The organism is Nocardia nova (assembly GCF_002933465.1).
Classification (GTDB): Bacteria; Actinomycetota; Actinomycetes; order Mycobacteriales; family Mycobacteriaceae; genus Nocardia; species Nocardia nova_B.
In genome coordinates, this window is sequence record NZ_PSZE01000017.1 from 65,780 (window position 1) to 80,055 (window position 14,276).

Genomic DNA, 14,276 nt, shown 5'->3' on the forward strand with positions numbered 1-14,276 from the left:
GAACACGTGTCAGCCTACGACACGGGCGCGTCCCGCCGGGTCAGCATTCACCGCACGACCAGGCCCGCGACCACCGCCCAGAACGCGGCGCCGATGCCGAACACCGCGATCCCGGAGGCCGAGACCAGGAAGGTCACCGTGGCCGCGACGCGATGTTCGGCCACCCCGAGCGCCGCGGTGAGGGCGGCGGCGAAGGTGCCGAGGAGGGCAAGTCCGGCAACGGTTTCCAGCACGCCGGCGGGGGCGACGGCGGCGAGCGCGACCAGCGCCGCGGCGGCGGGGGCCAGCACCAGGTAGGACGCCCCGGCGGCCATCGTGACCACCCACCGCCGCCGCGGATCGGGATGGGCCGAGGGCGCGGCCGCCAACGGTGAAACCGACCAGCGCCGCGATGATTCCGGCGCCGATCGCCGGTCCGGCACCGCCGGGCCGGTGCTCGTCCTCGACCGCCTGGAAGCCCGTCCGCGCCTCGGCAACGTCGGGCGGACGGGATGCGGAATCGGCGGTGGCAGTCACCGAGCTATCTTTGCGGGCGGCCGGCCCTGCCGTCAGCGGCCAGTACGCCGGAACTGGACCGAATTCGCGCCGGCATCGGATCGCCCTGCATTGTTTCGTCCGGTGTCGTTTCGTCCGGTGTCGTTTCGTCCGGTGTCGTTTCGTCCGGTGTCCTTTCGTGATGCCGCCGCCTCGTCGGCTCCGGCCAGCCGCTGCAGCAGCGGCGCGGTGCGCGGCCCGACCAACTGTTGCATCACCAGCGCCATATTGGTGCGCTGCACGCCCGCGATCTTCAGGATCGCGCCGGTGATCCGATACAGATCGTCGGCGTCGCGCGCGACCACGCGAACGGTCAGATCCGTCGGCCCGGTCGTGCCGCACACCTCGGTGACCTCGGGGATCTCGGCGAGTTCGGCCACCACGTCGGCGAGCCGATGCTGATCGACCACCACCGCGACGAAGGCCGCCAGCCGGTAACCGAGGGCGCGAGGGTCGACCCGCCGCTCGAATCCGGCCAGCACACCGGCGGCCTCCCATCGAGCCAGCCGGGCCTGCACGGTATTGCGGGACAGCCCCAGCCGCGTGGCCAGTTCCACCCCGGTGGCACGAGGGTTGGCAACCAGTTCCAGCAGCAGCCGGGCGTCGGTGGCGTCGATAGTCGCCGGAGCGGGTTCGGCACTGGGCATGTGACGCAGTATGACAGCTCCGACCCCGTCCAGACCGAGCATTCTGCACAGTTCGCGTGTTGCCACTTGCGCAGCCCGCTCAATCGTGGATGCTGTGAGGTACAGCACACAGCTGGCGAAGAGCAGTCCGCCGGATCGCGAGGACGGATACCCCGTCATACGCGGCAACAAGGAGGTGACGGCTGTGCACAACCCCACCGCGCACAACACCACCGCGCACAACACCACAACCAGGCACGCCACCGGGACGAACCCCTATCCCGTGCAACTGGTTCAGCCCGACGGGCGCCGCGTTCTCGACCGCGAGCACGCGGCCCTGATCGCGGACATCGGTCCGGCCGAACTGCGCGAACTGTACGAAGACCTGGTCGTCACCCGCCGCATCGACGTCGAGGCCACCGCACTGCAGCGGCAGGGTCAGCTCGGCTTGTGGGCCCCGCTGCTCGGGCAGGAGGCATCGCAGATCGGCTCGGCCCGCGCGCTGCACGACGACGACTACGTCTTCTGCAGCTACCGCGAGGCGGGTGTCGCCTACTGCCGCGGCGTGGATCCCAGTCTCATCACCCGGCTGTGGCGAGGCGTGGCGCATTCGTGCTGGGATCCGGACGAGATCAACATGACCAATCCGGCCATCGTCGTCGGCTCCCAGGGCCTGCACGCCACCGGTTACGCCTACGCCGCACATCTCGAAGGTGCGGAGATCGCGGTGCTGACCTACTTCGGTGACGGCGCCAGCAGTCAGGGCGATATCGCCGAGGCGCTCGGCTTCGCCGCCTCCTGGAGTGCGCCGGTGGTGTTCTTCTGCCAGAACAACCACTGGGCGATCAGCGAACCGGTCCAGGTGCAGAGCCAGACGCCGATCGTCCGGCGCGCCTACGGGTACGGCATACCGGGCGTGCAGGTCGACGGCAACGACGTGCTGGCCGTGCTGGCGGTGACCCGGCAGGCCGTCGCCCGCGCCCGCGCCGGCGGCGGCCCCTCGTTCATCGAGGCCATCACCTATCGGATGGGCCCGCACACCACCGCCGACGATCCCACCCGCTACCGTTCGGCCGCGGAAACCGAGCTGTGGAAGCGCCGCGACCCCATCGACCGCATGCGCCGGCTGCTCGAGCGAGAGGGTTTGTGGGACAGCGACTTCGAGCGGCGGGTCACCGCACGCGCCGACGCGGTCGGCGCCGCGGTCCGCACCGCGACCATCGACATGCTCGATCCGGATCCGATGCAGTTGTTCGAGCACGTCTACACCACCCCGCATCCCCTGATCGCCGCCGAGCGCGACGAGTACGCCGGATACCTGGCGGGTTTCGAGGAAGGAGTACGGGCATGATCACCACCTTCGCGAACGCGCTGAACACCGGAATGCGCCGGGCCTTGGAGGACGATCCGAAGGTCGTACTGATGGGTGAGGACATCGGACGGCTCGGCGGCGTCTTCCGAGTGACCGACACGCTGCAGAAGGATTTCGGCAACAATCGCGTCATCGACACGCCGCTGGCCGAATCCGGCATCATCGGAACGGCTTTCGGAATGGCACTGCGCGGTTTGCGGCCGGTGTGCGAGATCCAGTTCGACGGATTCGTCTACCCGGCCTTCGACCAGATCGTTTCGCAGGTCGCCAAAATCCACTACCGCACGCAGGGCAAGGTCCGCGCCCCGATCACCATCCGGATTCCCTTCGGCGGCGGAATCGGTTCGGTCGAACATCATTCGGAGTCACCGGAGGCGTACTTCGCGCATACCGCCGGACTGCGCGTGGTTTCGCCGAGCACGCCCGAGGATGCGTATCGACTGTTGCGCCAATCGATTGCATGCGACGACCCGGTCGTCTTCTTCGAGCCCAAGCGGCGCTATTGGGACAAGGCCGATGTGGATTTCACCGCCCTCGACGCGGATCCGCTCCCGCTGGAGCGGGCACGTATCCGCCGGTCGGGCCTCGACGCCACCGTCGTCGCCTACGGCGGGATGGTCGCCACCGCGCTGACCGCGGCCGAAATCGCGGCCGGAGAGGGACATTCACTCGAGGTGATCGATCTGCGCAGCCTGTCGCCGATCGATTTCGACACCATCGAGGAATCGGTGCGCCGCACCGGCCGGCTGATCGTCACGCACGAGGCGCCGGTTTTCGCCGGGCTCGGCGCCGAGATCGCCGCCCGTATCGCCGAACGGTGTTTCTACTATCTCGAGGCGCCGGTCCTGCGCGTCGGTGGCTTCGACATCCCGTATCCCCCGGCTAAGCTCGAACGGCACCACATGCCAGACCCCGATCGCATTCTCGATGCGGTCGATCGAACGTTCGCCGCCTGATGGGGTCGAGGACCGGAGGCGGAAGCGCAGCGTAACCACGTAGGTCCTCCCCATCAGGCCCTACATACACCGCCTGATAACCGTTCGGACAGAGGTGCCCGTTGGAAGACCCTGCTGTGGACGACAACAATCACATACTCGAGTTCCGGCTGCCCGATCTCGGGGAGGGATTGACCGAGGCCGAACTGATCTCCTGGTCGGTAGCCGTCGGCGATACCGTCGAACTCAACCAGACCATCGCCGAGGTGGAAACCGCCAAGGCACAGGTCGAACTACCGTGTCCGTTCGCCGGGCAGGTCGCCGAGCTGCTGGCCCGGCCCGGTGAAACGGTGGCGGTCGGCGCGCCGTTGATCAGAGTGCGCACCGATGCGGCGACCGGCCGAGCTTCCACGACGGCCGGCGGAACTTCCGGGGCGCCCGGCGGAACTTCCGGAGCGTCCGCCGAAGGCCGCACGTCGGTGCTCGTCGGTTACGGCCCCGAGGCCGAAGCGCCCACCCGGCGTCGCTCCGCGTCGAAAAACGGTGCGGCGAAGCCGCATTCGGCCGCGCCGACGGGCAGCGAGGAGATCCCGCCGGAGTTCCCGGGCCGCCCGCCCGCCACTCCGGCCGCCCGCCAGCTGGCTCGGGAACTCGGAATCAATATCGCGTTCGTGGCCGGCTCCGGTCCGGGTGGGGCGGTGACGGTCGAGGATGTGCGCCACGCGGTGCCGGTATCGCAGCCGCCGCGCCGGGTGCGCACCGAGGAGGAGGCCACCGATGCGCCGCGCCCGGCCGCCCCACCGGTGCCCACCATGCGGCCCGACGGCGGCGTCATCCGGCCGACGCCGAGCGAACGCGAAACCCGCGCTCCGGTCAACGGCGTCCGCAAGCGCATCGCCGCGGCCATGACCACCAGCGCTCGCACCATCCCGCAGGCCAGCGCGTTCGTGACCACCGATTTCACCGCCTCGATGGAACTGCTCGACCACCTGCGCAGCACCGACTCCTTCACCGGGCTGTCGCTCACTCCGCTGGCGCTGGTGGCGAAGGCGACGCTGGCGGCGATCGCCGAATTCCCGGGGATCAACTCCTATTGGGACGGCGAAGCCAATCAGATCGTCACCAAGCATTACGTCAATCTCGGCATCGCCGTGGCCACCGAGCGCGGGCTGCTCGTCCCCAACATCAAGGAGGCGCAGTCGCTGAGCCTGCGCGAGCTGTGCCGGGAGATCGGCTGGCTCGCCGATGTGGCACGCGCCGGCTCGGCGACACCGGCCGATCTGCGCGGCGGCACCTTCACTATCAGCAATGTCGGCGTCTTCGGTGTGGATACCGGTGTACCGCTGGTCAATCCGGGCGAAGGCGCGATTCTGTGCCTGGGTTCGATCCGGAAACGCCCCTGGGTGTACCGCGACGAACCGGCGATCCGGTGGATCACCACGCTCGGTGTGAGCTTCGATCACCGCATGATCGACGGGGAACTCGGCGCGCGGTTCCTGTCCACGGTGGCCTCACTGCTCGAGGATCCGCTGACCCTGCTGGGCCGGGTCTGAGGTTCCCGGGACGCCGGCCCCGCTGGTCACCGGGCCTCGCCGGTCACCAGTGCGGCGGCGGCGCTGCGGATGATCGCCGGGATCTCCACCGATTTGCGGGTCTCGTTGTCCACGTAGACGTGCACGAAGGTGCCGGTGGCGGCCAACTCCAGATCTTCACCCGTGGTGTCGGCGGCGGAGCCGGCGTCCAGGACGCGAAAGATCGCCAGGTCGTAGGTGATGCTGGAGCGACCGAGGCGGCTGATTCGCAGCCCGACCCGTAGTTGGTCGGGAAAACTCAGCGAGCCCAGGTACTGACACGAGGTCTGGGCGACCACGCCGATCGCGGGCAGTTCCCGGATGTCGGTGCCGGTCGCGGCCATCAACCAGGCGTTGACCGCGGTGTCGAAGTACGAGTAGTAGGTCACGTTGTTGACGTGGCCGTAGTGGTCGTTGTCGGCCCATCGGGTCGGCACCGGCCAGAGCACCGGATAGTCCTGCTGTATGGTCACCGCCCCGACAATAGTGACGCGACCGGAGCGACGCGGGCGGAGACGGCAGGTGAACCCGGCGCGCCGCCGAAACGTGTCGGTGGTAGGTCATACACTCGAATCGAAACCGGTTACATCCGGGGCCCGTGCGGTGACGTCGACGATGCCGTGATCGTTCGGGAGACGGGGAGCCGCCGACCGCGGTCGGCGCCGCCGAATCAACGACGCTTCGACGCACTCCTCCGCTCCGGAGTCGTACCCGCGGGGCAGACGCTTCGGGTGTTGGGCCCCAAGGGGATCCGCGTGCCGGGCCACCCGGTCCGGCACCGCCCCTCGCGCCTCGCGCGGTGAAGAATCGGTGCGCGCCCGGTACCGTCGACTCGATGCATTCATCGGTGGAGACGACACGGCGCGGGACGGTTGCTCCGGCCGCTCGCCGCGCGCGGGCAGCGGTGTTCGCGACTTTCGCGCTCAACGGGTTCCTGGCCGCGATGTGGGTGGTGCACATTCCGGTCATCACCGAACGCACCGGGGTATCGCACGGAACACTCGGCTTACTGATCCTGGTGATGGCCGGCAGCAGCATCGTCGGTATGCAGGCGGCGGGTCCGCTCGCCGACCGCTTCGGCAGCCGGGTCCTGGTCGGCGCGGCCGTCACCTGGCTGGTCGTGGCGGTGAGCGGGCCGGCGTGGGCGACGGGGCCCATCCAGCTCGCCATCGCGCTCGCGATCTTCGGTTTCGGCAACGGCGCGCTCGACGTGTCGATGAACGCCCAGGCCGTGCAGGTCGAGCGGGTTTACAGCCGGCCGATCATGGCCGCGTTTCACGCGCTTTTCTCCTGCGGCGGTCTGGTCGGTTCGCTCGCCGGCGCGGCGGCCATGCACGCCGGCGCCGATACCCGGGTGAGTTTCGCGGTCGCGGCGGTGCTGGGCCTGCTGGTGATGCTGGCCAGTGTGCCGAGTCTGCTCCCCCGCCCGCACACGACCTCGCACGTCGAACCGAGCGGCGAGGTGGCCGAATACGCCGCACCGGCCGCCGACCACGCGGGCCCAGTCGCCGCGGCGGCTCGCGAATCGGATGTGAAATCCGCCGTGCCATCCCCGGATTCCCGCACCGGTGCGCGACGCGACGAATCCACCGCGCGGCGGCGAATCCGGCGTCTGCTCCCGCCGAAGGTACTGGCATTGGCCGCGATCGCTTTCGCCCTGCTGATGGCCGAGGGCGTGGCCAACGACTGGAGCGCCCTGCAGACGCACGAACATCTGGGGGTCGGCGATGCCACCGCCGCCCTGTCGTTCGGCGCGTTCTCCATCGCCATGACCGTCGGTCGCTTCACCGCGGACCGAGTCAGCGAACGGTTCGGCCGCATCGCCGTCGTCCGCTGGGGTTCGGTCCTCGGCGCAGCCGGTCTCGCGGTCATCATGCTCTCACCGTGGCTGCCGCTGAGCCTCGCGGGCTGGATCCTCGCCGGCCTCGGCCTCGCCGGTGGCGTCCCCCAGATCTTCACCGCCGCGGGCAATCTGGGCACCCCCACCGCCGCCACCGACATGTCCAAGGTCTTCGGCCTCGGCTACCTCGGCTTCCTCGCCGGCCCCTCGGTCATCGGCTGGCTCGCCCAACTCACCTCCCTCACCCTCGCCTTCACCTTCCCCCTGACAGCCGTCCTGCTCTGCGCCTGGTTCGCACGAACCGTCGGGGACGGCACTCCGGCCGAACCTGTCGACGCCGAGCAAACGCCTCGGTGAGGAATTGGCCCCGCGCGGCGTGCGCGTCAACACCGTCTCCCCGGTGTCGTGGCTACCCCGCTCTGGCGGATCCCCAACCGGCTCGGCGGGAAACTTCCCGCGGCACAGGGCGTCTCGCACGGCGAACTGCTCGCGGGGATCAGGTGAAAGTCGGCCTAGCCGCTATCGTTCGTGCTTGTGCCGCAGTGGCGCCGGCGATACCGCTGCCCGCCGTACGCACCAGCGGAGTTGATCCCGCTGGCGATTCCGCTCTCGCCCATCGGAACATGCTGGACGGCAAGGGTTCCCAGCGCCGCTGAATACCCTGGCCGCATACTTACCTAACTTAAGTAAGTTGAGTAGTAGAATGACCCTGTGCCGCGTTCCGAAGGAAGTCCCAAATCGGTGGTCGATGCCGACTACATCGTGGAACTCGAGCACGCCCTGACCCGGATCGCGCACCTGCTCACCCGGGCCAGACGGCACGATCGGACCATCGCCGCGGCCGGGGTGAATCTCGACCGCGCGAACGTGCCGCTGCTGCAGATGCTCGCCGACGCCGAGGAGCCCATGCGCATGGGTGAGCTCGCGGCCTGCCTGGGTGTGGAGGCGCCGCATGTCACGCGCCAGATTCAGCGCCTGGAACGGGCCGGCTACGTCGCCCGCGTGACCGATCCGGAGGACCGCCGGGCACAGCGCGTGCGCATCACCGACGAGGGCCGGGCCACCGTCGACGCGATCCGCGCGGTGAGCCGCCGCCACATGCGCGACGCGCTGGCGGACTGGTCGACCGAGGATCTGCGTCGGCTCGCGGCGCTCAACCACCGCATGGTCGACGCGTTTCTCGACGCTGCCGAGCGCACCGACACCTGGCGGCGATGACGCTGGTCAGCGCTCCTTGCGGTCGATCCGAATCGTCACCTTCGGCCACGGCGGATTCCGCACGACCGCGACCAAGGACAGCGTCGTCGCCACCAAGCCGACGAAGATGCCCAGCAGCGCGATGGCGGTGTCGTCGGTGACAGCGTGCCAGCCGGTGTTCCCGTCCTCGATGACGAAGACGCCGAGCGGCCGGGCGCGCCGGAATTTTCCGCCGGGGCGCGTCACCGGGATGACCGTGGCGCCCTCTGGGGTTCGATAGGGCGTCCCGTAGACCGCCGAATCATCGCCCACCGCAGGCAGGTCGAACCGCTCCCGAACCGTCATCTCGACCCCTTCCGGTTGTTGTGCCGCGCTCACGGCACCACCGCGCTTTGCGGGCCACTCTAGTCCGCCACCCACGGACGGGAGGCGGCGTGCGCCCACCGTCGCCGGAAGCGGCGAGCAGCGCGGCCGGAGCCGAGGCGATCGTTACAGCGCCTTGAGTTCCTCGGTGACGGCTGCGACGGATTTCTTGGCGTCGCCGAACAGCATGGAGGTGTGGTCGGCGTAGAACAGCGGGTTGTCGATGCCGGCGAAGCCGGAGTTCATCGACCGCTTCAGCACGATCACGCTCTTGGCCTGGTCGACGTTTAGCACGGGCATCCCGTAGATCGGGCTGGAGGAGTCCTCGCGCGCGGCGGGGTTGGTGACGTCGTTGGCGCCGATCACCAAAGCCACGTCGGTGCGCGAGAATTCGCCGTTGATGTCGTCCATTTCCTTGAGCGCGTCGTAGGAGACCTCGGCCTCGGCCAGCAGCACGTTCATATGGCCGGGCATACGACCCGCGACCGGATGGATGGCGTACTTGACCTCGACACCCTTGGCTTCCAGCAGTGAGGCCATCTCCTTGACCGCGTGCTGGGCCTGAGCGACGGCCATACCGTAGCCGGGCACCACGATCACCTGGTTGGCATAGGCCATCTGGATCGCGGCGTCGGCGGCCGAGGTGGCCTTGGCCTGCTTCTGCTCACCGCCGCCGGCCGCGGCGGCACCGCCGCCACCACCGAAACCACCCGCGACGATGGCCGGGATGGACCGGTTCATGGCCTTGGCCATCAGGTTGGTCAGGATGGTGCCGGACGCGCCGACGATCATGCCGGCCACGATCATCGCGGTGTTGTTCAGCGCCAGACCGGCGGCCGCCGCGGACAGACCGGTCAGCGCGTTCAGTAGCGAGATGACCACCGGCATGTCCGCGCCGCCGATCGGCAGCACCACCATCAAACCGAGCACCGCGGCCAGCACCAGCAGCAGGATCATCCACCACCACGGCACACCGTCCTTGGTGGCGCCGATACCGATCACCACGGCCGAGGCGATCGCACCCGCGGCCAGCAGCAGGTTCAGCGGCTGCTGCAGTTTGCCGAGTCCGATCGGGCGGCCGGGCAGGATCTCCTGCAGTTTGCCGAACGCGATGAGCGAGCCCCAGAACGAGATCGAGCCGATGATCGCCGCGAACAGCGAGCCGATCACGATGTGCACGGTGGGCTGCTCGTGCAGCCGCGAAAAGCCTTGGCTGTTGAGGAATTCCGACCACGCGATCAACGCGACGGTGCCACCACCGACACCGTTGAACGCCGCCACCAGCTGCGGCATCGCGGTCATCTTGGTGAACCGCGCCGGCGGAACACCCAGCGCCACACCGACAACCAGGCCCGCGATGATGATGATCCAGTTCGAGGTGTCGCGAATGGAGATGAACGTCGCGATCACCGCGATGCCCATACCGACCGCCGCGATCCAGTTACCGCGCACCGCGGTCCTCGGGCCGGTCAGCCCCATCAGACCGTAGATGAACAGCGAGAACGCGACGATATAAAGGATGTTGACCAGATTGTCCATGAGTCAGCGGCCCGCCTTCTCGGTATTACCAGGGCGCTCCGCGCCCGACGCAGCGGGCTTCTTGCCCTTGAACATCCCCAGCATGCGGTCGGTCACCACGAAACCACCGACCACGTTCAGCGTTCCGAATACCACCGCGACGAACAGAATGATCTGGGTGATCACCGACGGATGATCGACCTTGCCGAGGGTCACCAGCGCACCCAGCACCACGATGCCGTGAATGGCGTTGGTGCCCGACATCAGCGGCGTGTGCAAGGTGTTGGGCACCTTGGAGATCACCGCGAAACCCACGAATCCGGACAGCACCAGAATCGCGATATTGGCCAACAGCTCGGTATACATCAGCCCTGCTCCTCGGAGTCGGCGGGACGGCTCGGCGCACCGGCCACACAGGAATCGGCGAGCACCTGGTCGCCGAAATCGGGCTCGAGCTCGCCGTCTTTCAGCATCAGCTCGAGCAGCGCCGCGATATTCTTCGAGTACAGCTCCGAGGCGTGCTCGGGCATGGTCGCCGGGAGGTTCAACGGCGAGCAGATCGTGACACCGTGCTTGACCACCGTCTTGCCGGGTTCGGTCAACTCGCAGTTACCACCGGTCTCACCGGCGAGGTCGACGATCACGCTGCCGGGCTTCATCCCCTCCACCGCGGCGGCGGTCACCAATCGCGGCGCCGGGCGACCCGGCACCAGCGCGGTGGTGACCACCACGTCGAAACCCTTGATCGCATCCTCCAAAGCCTGCTGCTGCTGGGCCTTTTCGTCCTCGGTCAGCTCGCGGGCGTAACCACCCTCACCGGCCGCGTCGATGCCCAGATCCAGCCACTGCGCGCCCACCGACCGCACCTGATCGGCCACCTCGGGCCGCACGTCGTACCCGGTGGTGCGCGCACCGAGGCGCTTGGCGGTCGCCAGGGCCTGCAGACCCGCGACCCCCACGCCCAGCACCAGCACCGTCGCCGGCTTCACCGTGCCCGCCGCGGTGGTCAGCATCGGGAAGAACCGCGTCGACTCCGACGCCGCCAGCAGCACCGCCTTGTATCCGGCGACATTGGCCTGTGAGGACAGTGCGTCCATCACCTGCGCGCGCGAAATCCGCGGAATCGCCTCCACGGCGAAGGCGCGCACGCCCGCGTTCTGCAGCGCGCCGATCTTGTTGTCCGCGTTGCGCGGAGCCAGGAATCCGATCAGGGTCTGGCCCTGCGACAGTTTGGCGATCTCGGCGTCGTTGGGCGGGGCCACCTTCACCACGACCTCGGCCTGCCACGGATCACCGATCGTCGCGCCCGCGGCCTCGTAAGCCTCGTCCGGAATCAATGCCCCGACACCCGCGCCGGCTTCGACGACGACCTGTACACCCTGCTTCACCAGGCTCGGGATGATCTTCGGCACCAACGCGACGCGTCGTTCGTCGGCATTGGTCTCACGAACCACACCGACACGCGTGCGGTGCGACGCGCGACTGTCGTCGCCGGGCTGCGCGCCCTCGTTCGCGCCCTGCGTTGTCTCCACTGGTCAACTTCCTTACTTGTGACGGCAAGCTGGCCCCCTGATGTCCAGGTGGGCCGCCTGTTTGGGTCTGGCCGAGCAGAACTTACTTTCCAGTAAGTTCCGGAATAATTCTCGCAACTGTACCCGGCAGGCCGGTGAGATTAGTTGAGATCAACATCACATCACACCACGCCTTCTCTCTCCATTCCCCGCTCGCGCAGCGCGGAAGCGGGCTATACCGGGTACGCCTTCCGCCGTAATGTCTGCGTGGTGAGTGGCTGTATCTTCTGCCGGATCGTCGCGGGCGACGCGCCTGCGACGCGGATCTACGAGGACGAGCGCGTGTACGCCTTCCTCGACATCCGGCCGATCACCCGGGGACACACCCTGGTGATTCCGAAAAGCCATGCCGCCCACCTCGACGAACTCGACGCCGAGCTGGGCGCGGATCTGTTCCGCGTAGGCCATCGCATCGCAAAGGCGTTGCGGCGCAGCGATCTCGGCGCCGACGGCGCGAATCTCGTACTCAACGACGGTAAAGCGGCCTTCCAGACGGTGCACCACGTCCACCTGCACGTGGTGCCGCGCCGCGGTGGTGACCTGTTCGCCTTCGCCCGCGGCTTCCTGCTGCGGCGCCCGCACGATCCGACGGCCACCGCGGCCGCGCTCCGCACCGGGCTCGACCGGCTGGGCGCGGAGCCGGATCGACTCGACCCGACCGACAGGGAGACTCGTTCATGAACACAGCCTCACTCGACCGCGCGGAACTCACGCGGGTGCGGTTGTTCGACTGCTGGATGCATCAGCTCGACATCACCGACACGCTCGGTGGCGATGCGAAAACCCTGGGTATGGACGAGGGCGGGCGGCGCGCCGAGATCGCGCTCGACGAGATCGAACCGTTCCTCGGGCGTGTGGTGGTCAAGCGTGGCGGCGCGCCCGACGGGTCCCGCATCACGATCGAGACCACCGGTCCCGTCGCCCGGACGGTCCACATCCGCGTCGACGGGCGCGCGGAAATCGTTGCGGCTCCCGATCGTCCGGCCGACACCGGCATTCGGCTGAGTTCGAGCCTGTTCGCCCGCCTCTGCGGCGGGCGCACTGCCGCCGCAGACCATCGCGACGAGATCGAGCTCGACGGTGACCGTGAACTGGGTGAGCGGATCGCCGCGAATCTCGCGTTCACCATCTGACTCGCCGTGCGACTCTTCCTGTCCAGCTACCGATTCGGCGCCCACTACGACCGGTTCGCCGAATTGGTCGGCGGGCCCGGGCGGATCGCGGTGATTCCGAATGCCTGCGACGCCTGGCCGTCGGCCTGGTCCGGCGCGGTGACCAGCGATCTGACTCCCCTACGGCGCTGCGGATTTCGGCCCGAGGTGGTCGATCTACGCGAATACGTGGGCCGCCCGGCGGACTTGGAGCACGTGCTGCGCGGCTATCCCGCGCTCTGGGTACGTGGCGGCAACACATTCGTCCTGCGTGCCCAATTCGCCCGCAGCGCGGCCGATCTCGTGCTGCGTGAACTGCTGGCGGAGGACGTCCTGGCCTACACCGGTTACAGCGCGGGCGCCTGCCTGCTGACTCCCGATCTGCGCGGTCTGGAGGACGCCGATGACCCGGCCGAGGTCCGGGCCGCCTGCGGGATCGACACTCGCTGGGACGGACTCGGCGTGGTGGACCGGGCGATCGTGCCGCATGTGAATTCGCCGGCCACCGACCCGGAAGGCCACGGCACCCGCTTGGCCGCACGCCTGCGCGCATCCGGAACACCGCACTGGGCGCTGACCGACGACGATGCCGTCGTGATCGACGGCGCATGCACCGAGGTGCTGGCCGGCGGGTGAATTCGGCGGCCGCCGCCGATCGCTCTCCGTTCGGGCGACCGCGCAGCCGAGGGTGATCCCGTTCGCTCACACCGCTTTTCGCCGTCCGTACAGTGCGGTCGGCACCGGCACGAGGCCGCGTCCCTCGGCGGTCGGATCGTATTCCCCTTGCGGCGGGACGGTGTCGAATACGGTCCGGGTCACGAGACCGTCGGCCTCGAGCTCGCGCAACTGCCGCACCAGCATCTTCTCGCTGGTCGAGGGCACGGCCCGACGCAGCTGACCCGCAGCGCCGCTTTCGCCGGCGCAGCGCTGACCACCGACCTGGCCGCCTCGAAACGGAGATCGCCGCGCGTCGGTAGCGAGAGTTCGGCTCAAGCATCCGCGCGCGGCGCGACGATCCGGCGCGCGGCATCGCGCACCCAGTTGCGCAGCTCCGCCGGATCGTCGGCACCGCCGACGACGAACCGCCGGGACTGCGGGAGCGCCTGCTGATAGTTGATCAGCCCGGTCAGCAGGGTGAGCAGATAGCCGGGCGGCATATCGTCGCGCAGCAGTCCCCGCCGTTGCGCGGCCTCGACCTTCTCGATCTTGTCCCGGTACCGGCGCGCGCGGGCCTCGCCGGCGGTGACCTGGTCCGGCGCGAGTTCCAACGCCTCCCACATCTGCAACCGGAGGAATTCCGGATGTTCGCGGTGGTAGGCGATATGTGCGTCCACCCAGGCGTCGATGTCGTCGATATCGGTCGAGACCGCCGCGGCCACATCGATCATCGCCTTTTCCAGCACCTGCTCGAACAGTTGCTGTTTGTCGCCGAAGTAGGCGTAGATCAGCTGCTTGTTTGCCTTGGCGTTGCGGGCGATGCGATCCACGCGGGCACCGGCGATCCCGTGGGCGGCGAACTCCTCGGTCGCAGCCTCGAAGATGCGGGCCTTGGTGGCCTCGGGATCGCGCGGGGGCATGTCATCGATGCTAACCAACTA

Annotated in this window: 15 protein-coding genes and 2 pseudogenes; 8 read left to right on the top strand and 9 right to left on the bottom strand. The window is 68.4% G+C overall.

What is annotated here, in order from left to right:
- Positions 1 to 47 precede the first annotated feature (47 nt).
- Together C5E41_RS20325 and C5E41_RS20330 are read right to left on the bottom strand one after the other, a co-directional pair.
- Positions 48 to 368, bottom strand: a pseudogene (locus C5E41_RS20325) (benzoate/H(+) symporter BenE family transporter); the annotation flags it as partial.
- Between the two features lie 330 nt (positions 369 to 698).
- Positions 699 to 1,181: pseudogene (locus C5E41_RS20330) on the bottom strand (Lrp/AsnC family transcriptional regulator); the annotation flags it as partial.
- 262 nt (positions 1,182 to 1,443) lie between these two features.
- Between C5E41_RS20330 and pdhA the strand changes: the two are divergent.
- The 3 genes from pdhA to C5E41_RS20345 all read left to right on the top strand — a co-directional run bounded on the left by pdhA (position 1,444) and on the right by C5E41_RS20345 (position 5,020).
- Positions 1,444 to 2,511 (top strand): pyruvate dehydrogenase (acetyl-transferring) E1 component subunit alpha, encoded by a 1,068-nt coding sequence (gene pdhA, locus C5E41_RS20335; RefSeq protein ID WP_258081118.1) that lies wholly within the window; start codon positions 1,444 to 1,446, stop codon positions 2,509 to 2,511.
- Positions 2,508 to 3,488 (top strand): alpha-ketoacid dehydrogenase subunit beta, encoded by a 981-nt coding sequence (locus C5E41_RS20340; protein ID WP_104377394.1) that lies wholly within the window; start codon positions 2,508 to 2,510, stop codon positions 3,486 to 3,488. The genes pdhA and C5E41_RS20340 overlap by 4 nt, the downstream gene beginning before the upstream one ends.
- A 116-nt stretch (positions 3,489 to 3,604) precedes the next feature.
- Positions 3,605 to 5,020 carry a dihydrolipoamide acetyltransferase family protein gene (locus tag C5E41_RS20345; RefSeq protein WP_258081110.1) on the top strand — a complete coding sequence of 472 codons (1,416 nt, stop codon included), beginning with the start codon at positions 3,605 to 3,607 and terminating at the stop codon, positions 5,018 to 5,020.
- Between the two features lie 26 nt (positions 5,021 to 5,046).
- Here the strand turns inward: C5E41_RS20345 and C5E41_RS20350 are convergent, their stop codons facing one another.
- Positions 5,047 to 5,511 carry an acyl-CoA thioesterase gene (locus C5E41_RS20350; protein ID WP_104377396.1) on the bottom strand — a complete coding sequence of 155 codons (465 nt, stop codon included), beginning with the start codon at positions 5,509 to 5,511 and terminating at the stop codon, positions 5,047 to 5,049.
- Positions 5,512 to 5,873: 362 nt separating this feature from the next.
- On the opposite strand from C5E41_RS20350, the gene C5E41_RS20355 reads away from it, so the two are divergent.
- Together C5E41_RS20355 and C5E41_RS20360 are read left to right on the top strand one after the other, a co-directional pair.
- Positions 5,874 to 7,235: an MFS transporter gene (locus C5E41_RS20355; protein ID WP_104377457.1), complete on the top strand. Its 1,362-nt coding sequence runs from the start codon at positions 5,874 to 5,876 to the stop codon at positions 7,233 to 7,235.
- 354 nt (positions 7,236 to 7,589) lie between these two features.
- Complete coding sequence (locus C5E41_RS20360; protein WP_104377397.1) at positions 7,590 to 8,096, top strand: MarR family winged helix-turn-helix transcriptional regulator; 507 nt, start codon at positions 7,590 to 7,592, stop codon at positions 8,094 to 8,096.
- Positions 8,097 to 8,102: 6 nt separating this feature from the next.
- Here the strand turns inward: C5E41_RS20360 and C5E41_RS20365 are convergent, their stop codons facing one another.
- The 4 genes from C5E41_RS20365 to C5E41_RS20380 all read right to left on the bottom strand — a co-directional run bounded on the left by C5E41_RS20365 (position 8,103) and on the right by C5E41_RS20380 (position 11,410).
- Positions 8,103 to 8,420, bottom strand: a complete 318-nt coding sequence (locus tag C5E41_RS20365; protein WP_104377398.1) for a hypothetical protein — start codon at positions 8,418 to 8,420, stop codon at positions 8,103 to 8,105.
- Positions 8,421 to 8,564: 144 nt separating this feature from the next.
- A complete protein-coding gene (locus C5E41_RS20370) occupies positions 8,565 to 9,977 on the bottom strand; it encodes an NAD(P)(+) transhydrogenase (Re/Si-specific) subunit beta (protein ID WP_104377399.1) in 1,413 nt (470 codons plus the stop codon).
- Positions 9,978 to 9,980: 3 nt separating this feature from the next.
- On the bottom strand, positions 9,981 to 10,322 hold the full coding sequence (locus C5E41_RS20375) for an NAD(P) transhydrogenase subunit alpha (RefSeq protein ID WP_104377400.1): 342 nt from the start codon (positions 10,320 to 10,322) through the stop codon (positions 9,981 to 9,983).
- Positions 10,322 to 11,410, bottom strand: a complete 1,089-nt coding sequence (locus tag C5E41_RS20380; protein ID WP_104377458.1) for a Re/Si-specific NAD(P)(+) transhydrogenase subunit alpha — start codon at positions 11,408 to 11,410, stop codon at positions 10,322 to 10,324. Before C5E41_RS20380 ends, C5E41_RS20375 begins: the two co-directional genes overlap by 1 nt.
- Before the next feature lie 327 nt (positions 11,411 to 11,737).
- Here C5E41_RS20380 and C5E41_RS20385 point away from each other — a divergent pair, with 327 nt between their 5' ends.
- Genes C5E41_RS20385 through C5E41_RS20395 form a run of 3 tightly spaced genes read left to right on the top strand, consistent with a single transcriptional unit; the run spans position 11,738 to position 13,314 of the window.
- Positions 11,738 to 12,208, top strand: a complete 471-nt coding sequence (locus C5E41_RS20385) for an HIT family protein (RefSeq protein ID WP_104377401.1) — start codon at positions 11,738 to 11,740, stop codon at positions 12,206 to 12,208.
- Positions 12,205 to 12,660 (top strand): hypothetical protein, encoded by a 456-nt coding sequence (locus tag C5E41_RS20390; protein WP_104377402.1) that lies wholly within the window; start codon positions 12,205 to 12,207, stop codon positions 12,658 to 12,660. Before C5E41_RS20385 ends, C5E41_RS20390 begins: the two co-directional genes overlap by 4 nt.
- Positions 12,661 to 12,666: 6 nt before the next feature.
- Positions 12,667 to 13,314 carry a Type 1 glutamine amidotransferase-like domain-containing protein gene (locus C5E41_RS20395; RefSeq protein ID WP_104377403.1) on the top strand — a complete coding sequence of 216 codons (648 nt, stop codon included), beginning with the start codon at positions 12,667 to 12,669 and terminating at the stop codon, positions 13,312 to 13,314.
- A gap of 66 nt (positions 13,315 to 13,380) precedes the next feature.
- On the opposite strand, the gene C5E41_RS36250 is transcribed toward C5E41_RS20395, so the two are convergent.
- Both C5E41_RS36250 and C5E41_RS20405 read right to left on the bottom strand, forming a co-directional pair.
- A complete protein-coding gene (locus C5E41_RS36250) occupies positions 13,381 to 13,560 on the bottom strand; it encodes a winged helix-turn-helix transcriptional regulator (RefSeq protein ID WP_439956424.1) in 180 nt (59 codons plus the stop codon).
- Positions 13,561 to 13,667: 107 nt separating this feature from the next.
- Positions 13,668 to 14,255, bottom strand: coding sequence for a TetR/AcrR family transcriptional regulator (locus C5E41_RS20405; protein WP_104377404.1), 588 nt, complete (start codon positions 14,253 to 14,255; stop codon positions 13,668 to 13,670).
- Between the last annotated feature and the right edge of the window lie 21 nt (positions 14,256 to 14,276).

Coding starts and splice junctions, on each gene's coding strand:
- C5E41_RS20340 (WP_104377394.1), top strand. CDS start 2,508: ATGATCACCACCTTCGCGAACGCGCTGAACACCGGAATGCGCCGGGCC.
- C5E41_RS20370 (WP_104377399.1), bottom strand. CDS start 9,977: ATGGACAATCTGGTCAACATCCTTTATATCGTCGCGTTCTCGCTGTTC.
- C5E41_RS20405 (WP_104377404.1), bottom strand. CDS start 14,255: ATGCCCCCGCGCGATCCCGAGGCCACCAAGGCCCGCATCTTCGAGGCT.
- C5E41_RS20375 (WP_104377400.1), bottom strand. CDS start 10,322: ATGTATACCGAGCTGTTGGCCAATATCGCGATTCTGGTGCTGTCCGGA.
- C5E41_RS20365 (WP_104377398.1), bottom strand. CDS start 8,420: ATGACGGTTCGGGAGCGGTTCGACCTGCCTGCGGTGGGCGATGATTCG.
- C5E41_RS20390 (WP_104377402.1), top strand. CDS start 12,205: ATGAACACAGCCTCACTCGACCGCGCGGAACTCACGCGGGTGCGGTTG.
- C5E41_RS20355 (WP_104377457.1), top strand. CDS start 5,874: ATGCATTCATCGGTGGAGACGACACGGCGCGGGACGGTTGCTCCGGCC.